The following is a 13,361-nucleotide window of genomic DNA, read 5'->3' as shown; positions in this document are numbered from 1 at the left end:
ATGGTCAAGTCGACTCAGCCTCGGCCTTCGCGCGCCGTTTGAGCATCTGGCTCCGCGCAATCCGGCGGAGCGGCAACAAGGTGCGGCGGTACACCGCGGACATTGCGCGGCGGCGCTCAGAGACGCGCCAACCGAAGCCCTGCTCGATCGCATACAGGCACGGGTTGCAGATCCCGCAGGGATTCCCATCGCGCGTGGGGCGATGGCAGAACCAAGTAAGGCCCAGAAGGTCGAGCCAGCCATGGCGGCGCGCCACGTCGGCTGTGTCTTCCTTCGTCATGTCGAACAGCGGCATGGAGAAGGCGCCGAAGAGCGCAAGCGCATCGACATCCTCGTAATCGGGCGGTACGCGGAACGTCTCGAGGCCATGAGCATCGATCACTTGGATCGCGCGGCCATGAAGCACGCCATGCGGGCCGTGGAAGGTGCGTTCGACAGACAGCTCGACACCATCGAGGCCGCGTTGCTTGCAGTAGCGCGCGAGCCAATCGTATTGGTCTCCGAGATGGTGGACCACGGCGAGCCGGCGAAATGCGCGGGTCAGTTCAGGATATGGAGCGATCTCCGCGAGCGGCACTTCGTTCACGGGCAACAACAGTTCGCGCGTGTGCGGATGCTGTTCAAATAGCGCCTCGCGGATCCGCGCCATCGCCTGGCGCTCCGCGCCGGCCGAGCCGCGCGTGGGGTCCACGACATACGTCGGCGCCACAAGCAGGCGGTGTTCGAGCAGGAGGGATAAGAGGCGAAAGGTGGAATCCCACCCGCTGGTCCAAAACACATTTACCGGCGCCTTGTCGTCCATGTGCCCTCCGGCGAGACGGGCTGCGCGCCCGTTTGGCTTGTGACGCCAAGGGCGCCGCAGGACGGCCATCGACGCATGCAAAGCATCGCCGCCCAAGGTGAAGCCGACGTTGATGGTGTGGCTGGGACCATTGCCGTGGTGCATTCGGAGGCCCTGCAAGCATGACGCGGCACCCGCCATCTGCCACCAGCAACCCCGCCATAGATCAGCCTTGATTTCGAAACAGACACGCCAGTCGCGAGCGTCCGCTTCTGGCCGAAAGCGGACACTGGGCATACGCGCCGATAAGTGGTGGCCGATTTGTGTCGGCCGCGCCGTGCCCCGAGATACGACCCTCGCTAGATGGCGAGGAAGGAGGGGCTCTAGCTTGCCCGCATATCCTCGTACCGGGGCTTGAGTGGTCGAGGGTATTGCCGAGGGTAAGGCAATCCTGCGAAGCCAAGAAAATGCGAAGAATCAGGTGTTTAGGCCAGAGGTTCGAGTCCTCTCCTGGCACCAGACGCAAGGTCTCACAAGATCCCCGGGATTTAGTGAGCTCTCAAAAGCCCCGCTAAAGCGGGGTTTTTTGTTACCTACAAGTACCATTGCGCCGCCTGCGACCGTCGGAATACGTTTTTTGGGTCTCCGATCAATCAGGCGTTATGGCTCATGGCGAAATACAAGCTGTCCAAAGACGATATCAAACCCCTTGCAGAGGGCTATGGCGGGTGCATCGCCACAGACAAAATTACCGTCGAGGGCCATCCCGTGCGCTTCATGTATCGGGAGACACCGGACAATGACGTTGATAGTGGCTGGCGCTTCATGTCCGGATTGGAGAGTGATGAGTACATGGACACTCCCCCCAACCATGACGTCTACGACATCAACACCATCGCCAATTACGACCCAACGATCATTCCTTTCCTGGACGCTCCAGAGGGCAGCGCCTTCGAGAAGACTCCGGAATCGGAGAGATTCATTGCAGTCACTGACTGGGCACCCGATGAGGCCTGACGGACTCCATGGACTCCGCTGACGCGGGTCAGGCAAACGCCGACAGCACCCCGGCCACGATGTCGCCGATCTCGCTTACGGCGTACCCGCCTTCCTGCACCAGCACCGTCGGCAGTCCCAGCGACGCGATCCGCGCGCCGAGCAGCGGGAACGTCTCCGCCCCCAGTTTGAATCCACTGATCGGATCGCCCTCGAAGATATCCACGCCGAGGGAGACGACCAGCGCATCCGGTACGTAGGCGGCCACCGCATCCAGTGCCGTGTCGAGCGTCGCCGCGTAACGCGCCCACTCGGTGCCGCGCGGCAGCGGGAAGTTGTGGTTGAAGCCCTCGCCGGCGCCCGCACCACGCTCGTCCGCATGGCCCAGGTAGAACGGATATTCGGTGTTCGGGTCGCCGTGGATCGACACGAACAGCACGTCGTCGCGCGTCCAGAAGATGTCCTGGGTGCCGTTGCCGTGGTGGTAGTCGATGTCCAGCGCGGCGACCTTGGCGAATCCGGCATCGCGCAAGCGCTGCGCCGCCAGTGCGGCGTTGTTGATGTAGCAGTAGCCGCCGAACATCGCGCGCCCCGCATGGTGGCCGGGCGGTCGGCATAACGCATACGCGCTGCGATCGCCGGCGGCGACAAGATCCGCTGCCGTGAGCGCGCAATGCGCCGACGCACGCGCCGCCTGCCACGTGCCCGCCACGATCGGGCTGCCCGCATCGAAGCTGTAATACCCCAGGCGCGCGTGCAGTCCCGTCGGCACCCGGTCGCGTCGCATGCCGCGTGCGGGGAAGGCCCCGGCCAGCAGGAATCCGTCGCGTCCCTCGGCGCGCCATGCGTCGTATGCGCCGGCCAGGAACGCCAGGTAGTCGGCGTCGTGCACGCTGGCGAGCACGGCGTCGTCGTAATCACGTGGACCTTCCACCGCCCATCCCGCGCGCTCGATGGCCCCCAGGATGTGGTCCACGCGCGAAGGCATCTCGAAGCACGGCACCAACTCGCCGCGAAAGAGTTCCATGCCGCCGTCGTGGAGTGCGTGGAGCGGGGAGTGGATGAGCTTCATGCGCCGATCATAGAGCGCCTGCCTGAGCAGGGAGAAGTTCATCTCCGCGACCGATGCCGGGAGTACGGTTCGCTCGGCGCCCTGCGCCGGTACCCGAAGAGGTTCCCGAATGAAGATTCGATCCGCAACATGGCTCTGCGCGAGCGCCGCGGCGCTCTTCTGCGTGGCAAGTCTCGCCACGGCCCAGACCGCCAGCCAACCCGCAACGCTGACCGAAAGCCAGGTCACTGCGAAACTCACTGAAGCGGGTTACACCAAGGTGCACGGCGTCGAGAAGGAAGGCACCCACTTCGACGCCGATGCGATGAAGGACGGCAAGGCCGTGCATCTCCATGTCGACGCGATGACGGGCGCCATCACCGCCAACCCGAACGAGTCGGAAGAGAGCGAAGCGCACGAGAAGCACGCAAAGCACACGTAAGCCGTCTACTCGTGATCGTGCCGATGGTGGAGATCGGGGTAGTGCGGGTGGGAGTGGACCAGCGGCGCATGATGGTGGGGATGGGCGTGTGGCTCGCGTCCATCCCACTCGAAATCGTGCGCGTGCTGGTGGTGCTCGTCGTGGACGTGCAGGTGCTCGTGGTCCATCGCCTCGTGCGCGTGTTCGTGCTCGTGGTGCTCGCTGACGTGGAGCCAGACACCGAATGCCATGAGGCCGCCGGCGATCCAGAAGGACAGTCCGGGTGTTTCGCGTAGCAGGAGGAGCGAGAGCCCGGCGCCCACGAAGGGCGCCGTCGAGAAGTAGGCGCCCGTCCTGGCGGCGCCGAGATGACGCAACGCAAGCACGAACGCAACGAGGCTGATGCCGTAGCCGGTGAGGCCGATCAATCCTGCCGAGAGGATGTGCATGGCGTCGGGCAATCGATACCCCAGTGCCAGCGCTGCGCCAACGTTGATCGCGCCCGCGACGCCGCCTTTGATCGCCGCGATCTGCACGGGATCGCCGCCCGAGACCACGCGTGTCAGGTTGTTGTCGATGGCCCAACACGCACAGGCGCCCGCGATGGCCAGTGCGCCCCACGGCACCGTTGCTGTGGGCGTCGCATTCCACGACAGAAGCACACCGCCCGCGACGATCGCCACCATGCCCAGGAAGATGCGGACATCGACGTTCTCGCGGAACACGACCCACGCGATGAGGGCCGTGAGGACGCTTTCGAGATTGAGGAGCAGGGATGCGGACGAAGCGGGCGTGAGGGAGAGCCCGAGCATCAACAGCACTGGGCCCAGCACGCCACCGAACAGGACCGCGCCCGAGAGCCACGGCACGTCCGCGCGCCGCAAGGGCGCTTCGGCGGAGACGGATTGCTTGCGGACGCGTCGGATCAGCAGCCATGTGCCCAGACCGAGGCCCGATCCTGCATAGAGCAGCCCCGCGAGCAGGATCGGCGGCGTATCGGCGATCAGCAGCTTGGCGAGCGGCGTGCTGGCGCCGAAGAGCAGGGCCGCCAGCAGCGCGGCACCGATGCCGGACGCCAACCATGTGCGAGGGGCAGTGCGCATGCATGCCAGCATGCCCCAATCGAGGCGCTTCTACTGCAGGAACGCTTCGATCGCGCGTATCGCCTGTTCCGGCTGCTCTTCCATGATCCAGTGGCCCGAATCGGTGATCACCGCGCCATCCACGTGCTCGGCGACGGATTCCAATTCCGTCTTCATCGCGGCGCCGTAGGAATGATCGCCGCCGATCGCCAGTATGGGGAGTCGTAGCTTGCCGCCCTTGGCGAACAGCGCCTGGTTGTCCTTCGCGTCCTGCGAGAACGCCGCGAACTGTCCGCTGAACGCGTCGTGGATCGCGCCGGGTTTCGCATAGAGTTCGGCGTAGTGGTTGCGCGTTTGTTCGTCGATGCGCGCCGGGTTCGCCGACATGTCGTTGTAGAACCGATCGAGCAGGATGCGCTCGCGGCCCTGCACGAGGCGCTCGACATCGGGTCCGCGGAAGTTGAAGTGCCACACCTTGGGGTTGAGCAACTGCTTGTCCCAGCTGCCCAGCCCCGGCAGGGGCGCATCCATGATCACCCAACGCGAAACGCGGTCGGGGTATTGCGCCGCCAGCGCGTACCCCACCATGTTGCCGATGTCGTGCGTGACCAGCTGCACCTTGTCGATCTTCAGCGCGTCGAGGATGCCGGCCAGGTCGCGCGCCTGCGCCGTCTTCTCGTAGCCGCTCTCCGGATGGGAAGACAAGCCCATGCCACGCAGGTCGGGAACGATGACGGTGTGATCCTTCACCAATCGCTCGGCCAGGGGCTGCCACATGTCGCCGGTGTCGCCGAAGCCGTGGAGCAGCAACACGGCCGGGCCATGCCCGCCGACGCGCACGTGTTGGGTTCCGCCGCTGACGGCCATCTCGGAGGCATGGAAGGCAGCGGAGTAGGGATGCACCTCGGCCTGCGCCGGCCTCGCGATCCCGAGCAACAGGGTGATCAAGCCCATCGCCAGGAGCCTGCGGGAGTCTGCGTCGAACCGTGCCATGTGCGTCCTCGCGTTCGTGTCGGTCCTTGCAGGGAACGTCGTCGCCGCCGCGGATCGGACGCGCAGCGCGCCTACGCGGGCCGATCTTCCTCCAGGAATTTCGGCACGCCCACGCGCAGGCCCTTGTCGGGCAGCGCCATCAGCGTGGATGTGCCGTGCGCCACGAGGTCGCCGCGCTCGTCGAGGACCGTCGCTTCCGCATAACTGATCTGCCGTCCCGCGCGCAGGCAGCGGCCCTCTGCGCGCAGGCTTCCACCCGTCATCGCCTTGAGGTAATTGAGCTTGAGATCGACGTTGACCAATCCGGCCGTTTCCGGGATCCGCATGTAGGCCGACCACCAGGTGGCGCTGTCGATGAGCGTGGCGAAGACGCCGCCGTGCACCATGCCGAAGCCATGGGTGTGTCGCGCGTCGAGGTCGACAGTCACTTGGGCGCGATCGAAGTCGAGGACGGCGAGCGTCATGCCGAGGATCTGCGGGAACTTCGAATCGCGCACGAGCTGCTGCATGGCTTCGATGTAGGCGGGGTTGGGCGTCATCGGATGGGCCTCATGCATGGCACGACGCGATGATGGCGCCGATCCGGGCGCCTGTCTTCCACCGTTGACTAACGCATGCGCGCCTAGCATCGCCAGGCGCATCGCGCATCAAGCTCAACAGCGAAACCACCGACGGAGTGTCGAGATGCCCAGTCCCCTTGCAACCGAGATCTACACCGCGCACGCCCATGTCACCGGTGGACGCGAAGGTGCCGGCAAGACCAGCGACGGCGTGCTCGACGTCCTGCTGGCAACGCCGGGCACCGGTAAGCCCGGCACGAATCCCGAACAGCTGTTCGCGGTCGGCTATTCCGCGTGTTTCCTCAGCGCGATGCACATCGCCGCGCTGCAATCGAAAGTGAAATGGCCCAAGGACGCGGCCATCGACACCGACGTCACGCTGGGCCAGACCGCGAATAAGGAATACCAGTTGCACGTCGTGATGAACATCGACCTGCCCGGGCTGGACGCGGAGACGAAGCGCAAGCTCGTCGAAGCGGCCCACGCGACATGCCCGTACTCGCGCGCGACGCGCGGCGACGTGGAGGTGGAGCAGGGGATCAAGTGAAGGCGACCGTGCAGCGGACGCTTATGCTCGGGCATCCGCAATGATTTCGGAGGCTGTCATGGCAGGAATCCTGCAGGCCGGCACGCCCGCACCCGACTTTCGCCTCAACGCCACGCCCGACCAGGCCTTGTCGCTGGGCGAACTTCGCGGCCGCCCCGTCATCCTCGCGTTCTATCCCGCCGACTGGAGCCCGGTCTGCGGCGACCAGATGGCGCTGTACAACGAAGTCCTGCCGGCGTTCCACCAGGCGGGTGCGCACTTGCTGGGCATTTCCGTCGACAGCGTGTGGTGCCACCAGGCATTCGCGCAGGATCGGAACCTCCACTTCAACCTGCTGGCCGATTTCGAACCGAAGGGGGAAGTCGCGCGCACCTACGGCGTCTACGACGCCGAGCATGGCTGCAGCCAACGCGCGCTGTTCGTGCTCGACAAGGACGGCGTCATCGCGTGGAGTTACCTGTCGCCGGTGGCCGTCAATCCCGGCGCCGACGGCATCCTCGATGCACTGGACGCACTTCCCGGCGCATGAGGCCGGCGGGAGAACGACATGCTCAAGATTCCCGTGGGACCGGAAGATCATGCCCAGGGCCATCCCGACGCGCCGGTGACGCTCGTCGAATACGGCGATTACCAGTGCCCGTACTGCGGCGCGGCCTATCCGGTCATCCGGCGCGTGCAGGAGGCGTTGGGGGATCGACTGCGCTTCGTGTTCCGCAACTTCCCCATCACGCAGATGCATCCGGAGGCGCTGCGCGCGGCGTCGACCGCGGAGTTCGCCGGGGCAAACGGGCGTTTCTGGGAGACGCACGATTACCTGTACGAGAACCAGACCCGGCTGGGGCCGACGCTTTACGCACGCGCGGTGACGGCGCAGGGCCTGTCCGCGGAGGACCTCGATGCCGCCCTGCGCGCGGGCACTTACGAGGAGCGGATCCGCAACGACTTCAATGGCGGGGTCCGCAGCGGCGTCAACGGAACGCCATCGTTCTTCATCAACGGCGAACGCTACGACGGCCCCGCCGATTTCGACGAGATGGTCGAGGTGCTGCGCCAGGCGGCATCGTAGGGGCTGTCACAGCCGCTCACGCCTGCGGCGGGATACAGTTTTCGCACCCTTCCCGCCGGACCCGCCCGCATGGCGACGAGCAAGCACAAGCTGTTCACCCGTTTCGCGAAAAAGGCCGCGCACTTCACCGGCACGCCGACCTGCTTCGTCATCGCGCTCGCGATCATCGTGGTCTGGGCGGCCACCGGTCCGCTGTTCAAGTTCGGCGACACCTGGCAGCTCGTGATCAACACCGGCACCACCATCATCACCTTCCTGATGGTGTTCCTGATCCAGAACACGCAGAACCGCGACACGGAGGCGATGCAGATCAAGCTCGACGAACTGCTGCGTTCGCACCGTCCCGCCAACAACGCGATGCTCGATCTCGAAGAGCTCGAGGAGGAGGAGCTCGACGAGTTGCGCAAGACGTACGAGGAACTGGCACGTCGCAGCCGCGATTCGCGGCGGAAGTGAAGCGCCGCGTCAGAGCGCTCCGCCGACGATCCCGTCGCTCAGCGCATACACGACCGTGCGCACCGGGCGGAACCACGGCACATCGCGCGTCCCCGTGCGCGACTCGATCCGCCACTTGCCCAGCCTGTCATCGATGGGCCCGCCGGACGTGAACTCGAACCACACCTGGCCGACGCCGGGCAGGGCCATGCTGCTGCGCGCGTAATGCGAAAGGCTGGCCGCTTCGGCGCTCAGCTTCTCGAGCCGCTGGCACATCAGCGCCTTTTCTTCCGCGTCGCCGCCGGCGTTGTGCAGTGCGCAGCCGATCGGCGCGACCTCCTGCGCATGTCCGGTTTCATCCAGGCGCACCGCGACCCGCACGATGGCGTTGGTTGCGCGAAGGGGCGATTTCAGGAACGTGCGGGGAGCGAGGCGGTCCCGCATGTCGTCTCCGCCCGCTCCGAAGGCCACGTCCTCCAGGCGGATCGCGTAGCCATCGGCGACCTTGGTGGCGACCAGCGAGAGCAGCATGGGCGTGCGCGATTCGTTCGCACCGTCGGGCGGCGCCACGGCGATGAAGGTCCAGTTGGGGATCGCCTTGTCCAGGCGCGCGCGAATGCTGTCGGGCACCTTCGATGCGAGGACGTATCCACGCACATGTCCGCCTGGGTCGACCGCGATTTCGCCGGCCACGCGCATGGTCATCACCTCTTCGAGCGGTGGCGGCATGGCTTGGTCGGAGGCGGCATTCGTAGCCATCGGCGCGATGGCGAGCACGGACAAGCAGGCTGCCATCGGCAGCGCAAAGGTGTTTCGCATGAGGGTCCCCTGTTCCCGCTATAAAGCATACAAAGGATTGCCCCCACCGAGGTCCCCCATGCACCGCTCGCGACTCTGCGCCCTGCTGATCGACTGCAACACCGACGACATCGACGCCGCCGCGCGTTTCTGGTCCGCCGCACTCGGGCGGGACATCGACCGCGACCACCCCGGCACGCGCGGCAGCTACGTCATGCTCGACACCAGGCCCGAGGAACCCATCGTGCAGCTGCAGCGCGTCGAACACGAAAGCCGCGTGCACCTGGACATCGAGACCGACGACATCCCGGCGGAAGTGGCGCGACTGGAAAAGCTGGGCGCGAGCGTGGTGCGGCAGCTCGAACGCTGGGTGGTGATGCAGGCGCCTTCGGGCCATCGCTTCTGCGTGGTGCGCGTGCAGCGGCCCGGATGGCCGAAGGACGCGAACACCTGGGAGTAGGGCGTCAGCCGCCCGCCAGCCATGCGATCGCCGATTCGCGATCGTCGAATCCCTTGACCGTGATGTCGCGGACGATGCTCGCCATTTCCGCCGCGCGCATGTGTTCGGGCGACAAGCCGATGATCGCCACCCTGCAGCCCGCCAGGATGTCGGCGCTGATGGCCTTGGCGACGTAATCGATGCGCGCGCCGGGCACGGATTCGACAATGTGCGCGTCGCGGTAGTCGCCGAGCACGCGGCGCAGGCCGCTCTCGCGCAACAGGCGCCCCACCGCATCCACGGCGACGGCCCGTTCCTCGTAGGTGACGGCACCGCTGTAGCGGAGCTCGACGAACGCACCCGCCTCTACGACCACTGAATGACCCATCCGCCGGCTCCCCCCGGGCGCGACCGAACGTCACTTTAGCGCAGGCTTCGGCCGTCGGTTGGGGGCGTCACTTCGGCGGGAAGGTCGCGAACAGCTTCGGGATCGTGGCCTCCAGGGCCGCGTCGACCTTTTCCGGCGTGGTGGGTGCGTTGCCGGAGGCGGTTCCGCGCCAGATTGCCTGCTTGGTCTTCGCGTCGTACATGTCGATCACGAGCGCGCCGACGAGATTGGTTTTCGGGGTCGACGTGCCGGTGCTGGTCCCGAGGCCGGCGCCACCGTTGTTGCCCCAGCCTCCGACGCCCAGCCCGACCGAGAAGTGGTGGTAGCTGACGTCTTCACGCGTGTCGAGGCGGCCGGCGAGGGCGATGTCGCCGCCCTCGGGGACGCGCTGCAAACCTTTCGCGGCGAGCTGTCCGTCGATCGCACGGATGAGCTTGTCGTGCGTGATCGGCGATTGCGGGTGCGGTTCTTCCACCCAGGTGTAGGTGCGGTAGCGGGCGAAGTCCACGCCTTGTGCGTGGTCGGTCTGCACGACGGGGGCGCTGCTGGCGCAGGCGGTCAGCAGGAGTGCGGCGAAGGCTGCGGGGAGCGTTGTGCGATGCATGGCGGGGTCCTCCATGACTGGACGACCGCTACCATGACGCGCCAGCGGCCATGGTGTGTTCACGGTTCGTTATCGGAGGGGGTTCCACAAGACGGGCGTTCCGCCGCGAGCCGTCGTGTGCTCCTCGCCGCTCGCATACGGCAAGCTCCCGTCGAGGAGCACACGACGTCTCACGTCGGACCGCTCGCGATTTGATGCCCTCGCGGAGCGTCTGGGGTTGTGGGCGCGTCGCGATCGGATCGCGTGCGCCAACACCGTAGCTTCGGATCGTCGGCCCGTCGCCCACCTCGGCGCTGCGCCGTCGCGTGCGTCACCTTCGGCAGGCGACGTGCCTAGCGAGGTTTGTGGGCACGCGCCCCTTCGGCCCGAAGGGGCGTCCCCAACAATTGATATCTAGGCACCTTGCCCTCCGAAGCGGGACGCACATGCCGATGCAGCGAGCGAGGGGGCAAAGTGCCGTCCTTCCGAAGCCGGAAGTTGGCGCACGCGTTCGCATCGCGGTGAAACGCGGCTCCCAGACGCTCCGCGCAACGATCAAATAGCGAGCGGGCCGACGTGAGCTGCCGTGTGCTCCTCGACGGGAGCTGCGGTATGTGAGCGGCGAGGAGCACACGGCAGCTCGCGGCGGAACGCCCGTCTTGTGGAGAAAGCAGCCCCCTTCACGCAGCACTCACGGAACCCACGGCCGCTTGCATGCCGACTCGTCGTTGGGACAAGAGCCGACCTTCCCAACCGGAGCCCCACCATGCGTTCCACGATGCTCTTCTCCGCGCTTGCACTGCTGATCGCCAGCGCACCGTGCCTGTCGCAGAACGCCCCGATCGCGAAGACCGCGAACGAACGCTTCAACAAGCTGGACGTGAACCACGACGGCGTCCTGAGCCGCTACGAAACGGACGCCGAAATCGTCCTCGGCGTCCTCGACACCGACGGCGACGGACAGATCACCGCCGCCGAACTCAAACCGCTGCTCGGCCCCAACGCCGACGACAAACTCGCCCTGGATCGCATCCGCGTGGCCGACCGCACCGCCGACGACAAACTCAACGTCGACGAAATCGAACGCGCCGCCAACATCCGCTTCGACTGGCTCGACGCCAACCACGACGGCAACGTCGACGAAGCCGAACTGCAGTCGCGCTTCCTGGTGCCGTTGGTGACGCCCGGGCACTAAGCCTGCGCGAGCGTCGCGCTGTCGATCACGAAGCGATATTTGACGTCGCTCTTCAGCATGCGGTCGTAGGCCTCGTCGATCTGCTGGATCCGGATCATCTCGATGTCGGACACGATCCCGTGCTCGGCGCAGAAGTCGAGCATCTCCTGCGTTTCGGGGAGGCCGCCGATGAACGAGCCGGCGATCGACTTGCGGCCGATGATGAGCACCAGCACGTTGGGGCCCGGATGCGGATGCTCGGGCGCGCCGACCAGGCACATCGTGCCGTCGCGCTTGAGCAGCGTGGTGAAGGCATCCAGGTCGTGGCTGGCCGCGACGGTGTTGAGGATGAAGTGGAAGCTGCCGCCGTGCGGTTTCATCTGTGCCGGATCGCGCGACACCACGACTTCGTCCGCGCCCAGGTCGTGCGCATCCTTCCGCTTGCTTTCGGACGTCGTGAACGCCACGACGTGCGCGCCCATCGCATGCGCAAGCTTGATGCCCATGTGCCCGAGCCCGCCGATGCCGACGACGCCCACCTTCTTGCCGGGCCCGACCTTCCAGTGGCGCAACGGTGAGTAGGTGGTGATGCCTGCGCACAGCAGCGGCGCGACGGCGGCGAGTTGTTCTTCCGGATGGCGGATCTTCAGCACGAACTTTTCGTCGACGACGATGCGCTGCGAATAGCCGCCGAACGTGTAGCCGGGCGGATCCTGCGTCGGCCCGTTGTAGGTGCCGACGAAGCCGTTCTCGCAATACTGCTCCAGGCCATCGGCGCAACTCGCGCAATGCTGGCAACTGCCGACCAGGCAACCCACGCCCACTGTGTCGCCGACCTTGAAGCGCTTGACCTCGCCGCCGACGGCCGAGACGTGCCCGACGATTTCGTGCCCGGGGACGCAGGGGTACTTCGTGCCGGGCCATTCGGAGCGCACGGTGTGCAGGTCGGAATGGCAGATGCCGCAATACTTGATCTCCACCTGCACGTCGCGCGGACCAGGTGCGCGGCGCTGGATGTCGATCGGTTCCAGCGGCTTGTCGCCGGCATGGGCGCCATAGGCTTTGGTGTTCATCGCGGGCTCTCCGGGGCATCGTGTCCCACTACAGTACTTTTACTGAGCGCATTGCGGAGATTTCGCTGTCGCGCCTTGCCGACGAGCGGTGCACGATGGTCGCGACTTTCACGCGAGGGCGGGGCAATGGCATCGACGACTCTGTGGCGAGTGATGGGCCTGGCCCTGCTGGGGTTGCCGCTGTGCGCCTTCGCGCAGGATGCGGACGAGCTGGCGAAGAAGCTGGCCAATCCGGTGGCGAGCCTGATCAGCGTGCCGTTCCAGTTCAATTACGACGACGGGTTCGCCGACGGTGGCAGCCGCACCTTCGTGAACGTGCAGCCGGTCGTGCCGGTCTCGATCAGCGAAGACTGGAACATGATTTCGCGCACCATCCTGCCGATCGACTACCGCGACGACGTGCCGCCCGGCACCGGCAGCACCTTCGGCCTCGGCGACATCACGCAGAGCTTGTTTTTCTCGCCGAAGGAGCCCACGAGCGGCGGTTGGATCTGGGGCATCGGACCTGCCTTTTTGCTTCCGACGGCCACCGACGATGTGCTGGGCACCGGCAAGTGGGCCGCGGGTCCGACCGCCGTGGTGCTGAAGCAGACCAGCGCCGGCTGGACGTACGGCTTCCTGATGAACCACTTGTGGTCCTTTGCGGGCGACGACGATCGTGCCGGCGTCAGCAACACGTTCTTCCAGCCCTTCCTCACCAAGGCGCTGGGGCAGGGGCGCACGCTGTCGTTCAACTTCGAATCCAGCTACGACTGGAAACATTCGCAGTGGACCGTGCCGTTCAACGCGGGCTACAGCAAGGTGACGAAGATCGGATCGCAGATGGTGAGTTTCCAGGGCGGCGTGCGGTACTACTTCGAAACGCCCGAAGGCGGCCCGGATTGGGGCGTGCGATTCACCGCAACGCTCCTGTTTCCCGGGAAATGATCGGTAGATTTACTGGTGCCTGCACGGTAGTAATCGCGTAGCTGTGC

Annotated in this window: 18 protein-coding genes; 9 read left to right on the top strand and 9 right to left on the bottom strand. The window is 65.8% G+C overall.

Annotation, left to right across the window (positions count from 1 at the left end):
- Positions 1-4 precede the first annotated feature (4 nt).
- Positions 5-802: a 7-cyano-7-deazaguanine synthase gene (locus LVB87_RS14395; RefSeq protein ID WP_232898643.1), complete on the bottom strand. Its 798-nt coding sequence runs from the start codon at positions 800-802 to the stop codon at positions 5-7.
- Between the two features lie 648 nt (positions 803-1,450).
- Between LVB87_RS14395 and LVB87_RS14390 the strand changes: the two genes are divergently transcribed.
- Positions 1,451-1,798 carry a DUF2185 domain-containing protein gene (locus LVB87_RS14390; protein WP_232898642.1) on the top strand — a complete coding sequence of 116 codons (348 nt, stop codon included), beginning with the start codon at positions 1,451-1,453 and terminating at the stop codon, positions 1,796-1,798.
- A 28-nt stretch (positions 1,799-1,826) separates the two neighbouring features.
- On the opposite strand, the gene LVB87_RS14385 is transcribed toward LVB87_RS14390, so the two are convergent.
- The gene (locus LVB87_RS14385) at positions 1,827-2,849 is read right to left on the bottom strand and encodes a histone deacetylase family protein (RefSeq protein ID WP_232898641.1); all 1,023 of its coding nucleotides are present in this window, start codon (positions 2,847-2,849) and stop codon (positions 1,827-1,829) included.
- A gap of 109 nt (positions 2,850-2,958) precedes the next feature.
- Between LVB87_RS14385 and LVB87_RS14380 the strand changes: the two genes are divergently transcribed.
- Positions 2,959-3,270, top strand: a complete 312-nt coding sequence (locus tag LVB87_RS14380; RefSeq protein ID WP_232898640.1) for a PepSY domain-containing protein — start codon at positions 2,959-2,961, stop codon at positions 3,268-3,270.
- A 5-nt stretch (positions 3,271-3,275) separates the two neighbouring features.
- Here LVB87_RS14380 and LVB87_RS14375 read toward each other — a convergent pair whose 3' ends face one another.
- The 3 genes from LVB87_RS14375 to LVB87_RS14365 all read right to left on the bottom strand — a co-directional run bounded on the left by LVB87_RS14375 (position 3,276) and on the right by LVB87_RS14365 (position 5,863).
- Positions 3,276-4,328: a DMT family transporter gene (locus LVB87_RS14375; protein WP_232898639.1), complete on the bottom strand. Its 1,053-nt coding sequence runs from the start codon at positions 4,326-4,328 to the stop codon at positions 3,276-3,278.
- Positions 4,329-4,382: 54 nt separating this feature from the next.
- On the bottom strand, positions 4,383-5,285 hold the full coding sequence (locus tag LVB87_RS14370; RefSeq protein WP_232898638.1) for an alpha/beta hydrolase: 903 nt from the start codon (positions 5,283-5,285) through the stop codon (positions 4,383-4,385).
- A 110-nt stretch (positions 5,286-5,395) separates the two neighbouring features.
- Complete coding sequence (locus tag LVB87_RS14365; protein WP_232898637.1) at positions 5,396-5,863, bottom strand: PaaI family thioesterase; 468 nt, start codon at positions 5,861-5,863, stop codon at positions 5,396-5,398.
- Positions 5,864-6,008: 145 nt separating this feature from the next.
- On the opposite strand from LVB87_RS14365, the gene LVB87_RS14360 reads away from it, so the two are divergent.
- The 4 genes from LVB87_RS14360 to LVB87_RS14345 all read left to right on the top strand — a co-directional run bounded on the left by LVB87_RS14360 (position 6,009) and on the right by LVB87_RS14345 (position 7,953).
- Positions 6,009-6,431 carry an organic hydroperoxide resistance protein gene (locus LVB87_RS14360; RefSeq protein WP_232898636.1) on the top strand — a complete coding sequence of 141 codons (423 nt, stop codon included), beginning with the start codon at positions 6,009-6,011 and terminating at the stop codon, positions 6,429-6,431.
- Positions 6,432-6,489: 58 nt separating this feature from the next.
- Complete coding sequence (locus LVB87_RS14355) at positions 6,490-6,960, top strand: redoxin domain-containing protein (RefSeq protein ID WP_232898635.1); 471 nt, start codon at positions 6,490-6,492, stop codon at positions 6,958-6,960.
- Positions 6,961-6,978: 18 nt separating this feature from the next.
- The gene (locus LVB87_RS14350) at positions 6,979-7,497 is read left to right on the top strand and encodes a thioredoxin domain-containing protein (RefSeq protein ID WP_232898634.1); all 519 of its coding nucleotides are present in this window, start codon (positions 6,979-6,981) and stop codon (positions 7,495-7,497) included.
- Positions 7,498-7,566: 69 nt separating this feature from the next.
- The gene (locus LVB87_RS14345; protein WP_232898633.1) at positions 7,567-7,953 is read left to right on the top strand and encodes a low affinity iron permease family protein; all 387 of its coding nucleotides are present in this window, start codon (positions 7,567-7,569) and stop codon (positions 7,951-7,953) included.
- A 9-nt stretch (positions 7,954-7,962) separates the two neighbouring features.
- On the opposite strand, the gene LVB87_RS14340 is transcribed toward LVB87_RS14345, so the two are convergent.
- Positions 7,963-8,751 carry a hypothetical protein gene (locus LVB87_RS14340; RefSeq protein WP_232898632.1) on the bottom strand — a complete coding sequence of 263 codons (789 nt, stop codon included), beginning with the start codon at positions 8,749-8,751 and terminating at the stop codon, positions 7,963-7,965.
- A gap of 58 nt (positions 8,752-8,809) precedes the next feature.
- Between LVB87_RS14340 and LVB87_RS14335 the strand changes: the two genes are divergently transcribed.
- The gene (locus LVB87_RS14335) at positions 8,810-9,190 is read left to right on the top strand and encodes a VOC family protein (RefSeq protein WP_232898631.1); all 381 of its coding nucleotides are present in this window, start codon (positions 8,810-8,812) and stop codon (positions 9,188-9,190) included.
- A 4-nt stretch (positions 9,191-9,194) separates the two neighbouring features.
- Here the strand turns inward: LVB87_RS14335 and LVB87_RS14330 are convergent, their stop codons facing one another.
- Entirely contained in the window at positions 9,195-9,557 is a 363-nt protein-coding gene (locus LVB87_RS14330) for an STAS/SEC14 domain-containing protein (RefSeq protein ID WP_232898630.1), read from the bottom strand.
- Between the two features lie 67 nt (positions 9,558-9,624).
- On the bottom strand, positions 9,625-10,161 hold the full coding sequence (locus LVB87_RS14325) for a DUF4136 domain-containing protein (RefSeq protein ID WP_232898629.1): 537 nt from the start codon (positions 10,159-10,161) through the stop codon (positions 9,625-9,627).
- A gap of 745 nt (positions 10,162-10,906) precedes the next feature.
- On the opposite strand from LVB87_RS14325, the gene LVB87_RS14320 reads away from it, so the two are divergent.
- Positions 10,907-11,335 carry a hypothetical protein gene (locus LVB87_RS14320; RefSeq protein ID WP_232898628.1) on the top strand — a complete coding sequence of 143 codons (429 nt, stop codon included), beginning with the start codon at positions 10,907-10,909 and terminating at the stop codon, positions 11,333-11,335.
- Here the strand turns inward: LVB87_RS14320 and LVB87_RS14315 are convergent.
- Positions 11,332-12,387 (bottom strand): NAD(P)-dependent alcohol dehydrogenase, encoded by a 1,056-nt coding sequence (locus LVB87_RS14315; RefSeq protein WP_232898627.1) that lies wholly within the window; start codon positions 12,385-12,387, stop codon positions 11,332-11,334. The genes LVB87_RS14320 and LVB87_RS14315 overlap by 4 nt on opposite strands.
- A gap of 126 nt (positions 12,388-12,513) precedes the next feature.
- On the opposite strand from LVB87_RS14315, the gene LVB87_RS14310 reads away from it, so the two are divergent.
- On the top strand, positions 12,514-13,314 hold the full coding sequence (locus LVB87_RS14310) for a transporter (RefSeq protein ID WP_232898626.1): 801 nt from the start codon (positions 12,514-12,516) through the stop codon (positions 13,312-13,314).
- Positions 13,315-13,361: the final 47 nt, after the last annotated feature.

Origin of the sequence: Lysobacter sp. KIS68-7 (genome assembly GCF_021284745.1) — a bacterium.
GTDB lineage: Bacteria > Pseudomonadota > Gammaproteobacteria > Xanthomonadales > Xanthomonadaceae > Noviluteimonas.
This window is presented reverse-complemented; position numbering and strand designations above follow the sequence as displayed.

Excerpts from the sequence above, each read along its gene's own strand:
- LVB87_RS14395 (WP_232898643.1), bottom strand. The coding sequence starts at position 802 with ATGGACGACAAGGCGCCGGTAAATGTGTTTTGGACCAGCGGGTGGGAT.
- LVB87_RS14390 (WP_232898642.1), top strand. The coding sequence starts at position 1,451 with ATGGCGAAATACAAGCTGTCCAAAGACGATATCAAACCCCTTGCAGAG.
- LVB87_RS14385 (WP_232898641.1), bottom strand. The coding sequence starts at position 2,849 with ATGAAGCTCATCCACTCCCCGCTCCACGCACTCCACGACGGCGGCATG.
- LVB87_RS14380 (WP_232898640.1), top strand. The coding sequence starts at position 2,959 with ATGAAGATTCGATCCGCAACATGGCTCTGCGCGAGCGCCGCGGCGCTC.
- LVB87_RS14370 (WP_232898638.1), bottom strand. The coding sequence starts at position 5,285 with ATGGGCTTGATCACCCTGTTGCTCGGGATCGCGAGGCCGGCGCAGGCC.
- LVB87_RS14365 (WP_232898637.1), bottom strand. The coding sequence starts at position 5,863 with ATGACGCCCAACCCCGCCTACATCGAAGCCATGCAGCAGCTCGTGCGC.
- LVB87_RS14360 (WP_232898636.1), top strand. The coding sequence starts at position 6,009 with ATGCCCAGTCCCCTTGCAACCGAGATCTACACCGCGCACGCCCATGTC.
- LVB87_RS14355 (WP_232898635.1), top strand. The coding sequence starts at position 6,490 with ATGGCAGGAATCCTGCAGGCCGGCACGCCCGCACCCGACTTTCGCCTC.
- LVB87_RS14350 (WP_232898634.1), top strand. The coding sequence starts at position 6,979 with ATGCTCAAGATTCCCGTGGGACCGGAAGATCATGCCCAGGGCCATCCC.
- LVB87_RS14345 (WP_232898633.1), top strand. The coding sequence starts at position 7,567 with ATGGCGACGAGCAAGCACAAGCTGTTCACCCGTTTCGCGAAAAAGGCC.
- LVB87_RS14340 (WP_232898632.1), bottom strand. The coding sequence starts at position 8,751 with ATGCGAAACACCTTTGCGCTGCCGATGGCAGCCTGCTTGTCCGTGCTC.
- LVB87_RS14335 (WP_232898631.1), top strand. The coding sequence starts at position 8,810 with ATGCACCGCTCGCGACTCTGCGCCCTGCTGATCGACTGCAACACCGAC.
- LVB87_RS14330 (WP_232898630.1), bottom strand. The coding sequence starts at position 9,557 with ATGGGTCATTCAGTGGTCGTAGAGGCGGGTGCGTTCGTCGAGCTCCGC.
- LVB87_RS14325 (WP_232898629.1), bottom strand. The coding sequence starts at position 10,161 with ATGCATCGCACAACGCTCCCCGCAGCCTTCGCCGCACTCCTGCTGACC.
- LVB87_RS14320 (WP_232898628.1), top strand. The coding sequence starts at position 10,907 with ATGCGTTCCACGATGCTCTTCTCCGCGCTTGCACTGCTGATCGCCAGC.
- LVB87_RS14315 (WP_232898627.1), bottom strand. The coding sequence starts at position 12,387 with ATGAACACCAAAGCCTATGGCGCCCATGCCGGCGACAAGCCGCTGGAA.
- LVB87_RS14310 (WP_232898626.1), top strand. The coding sequence starts at position 12,514 with ATGGCATCGACGACTCTGTGGCGAGTGATGGGCCTGGCCCTGCTGGGG.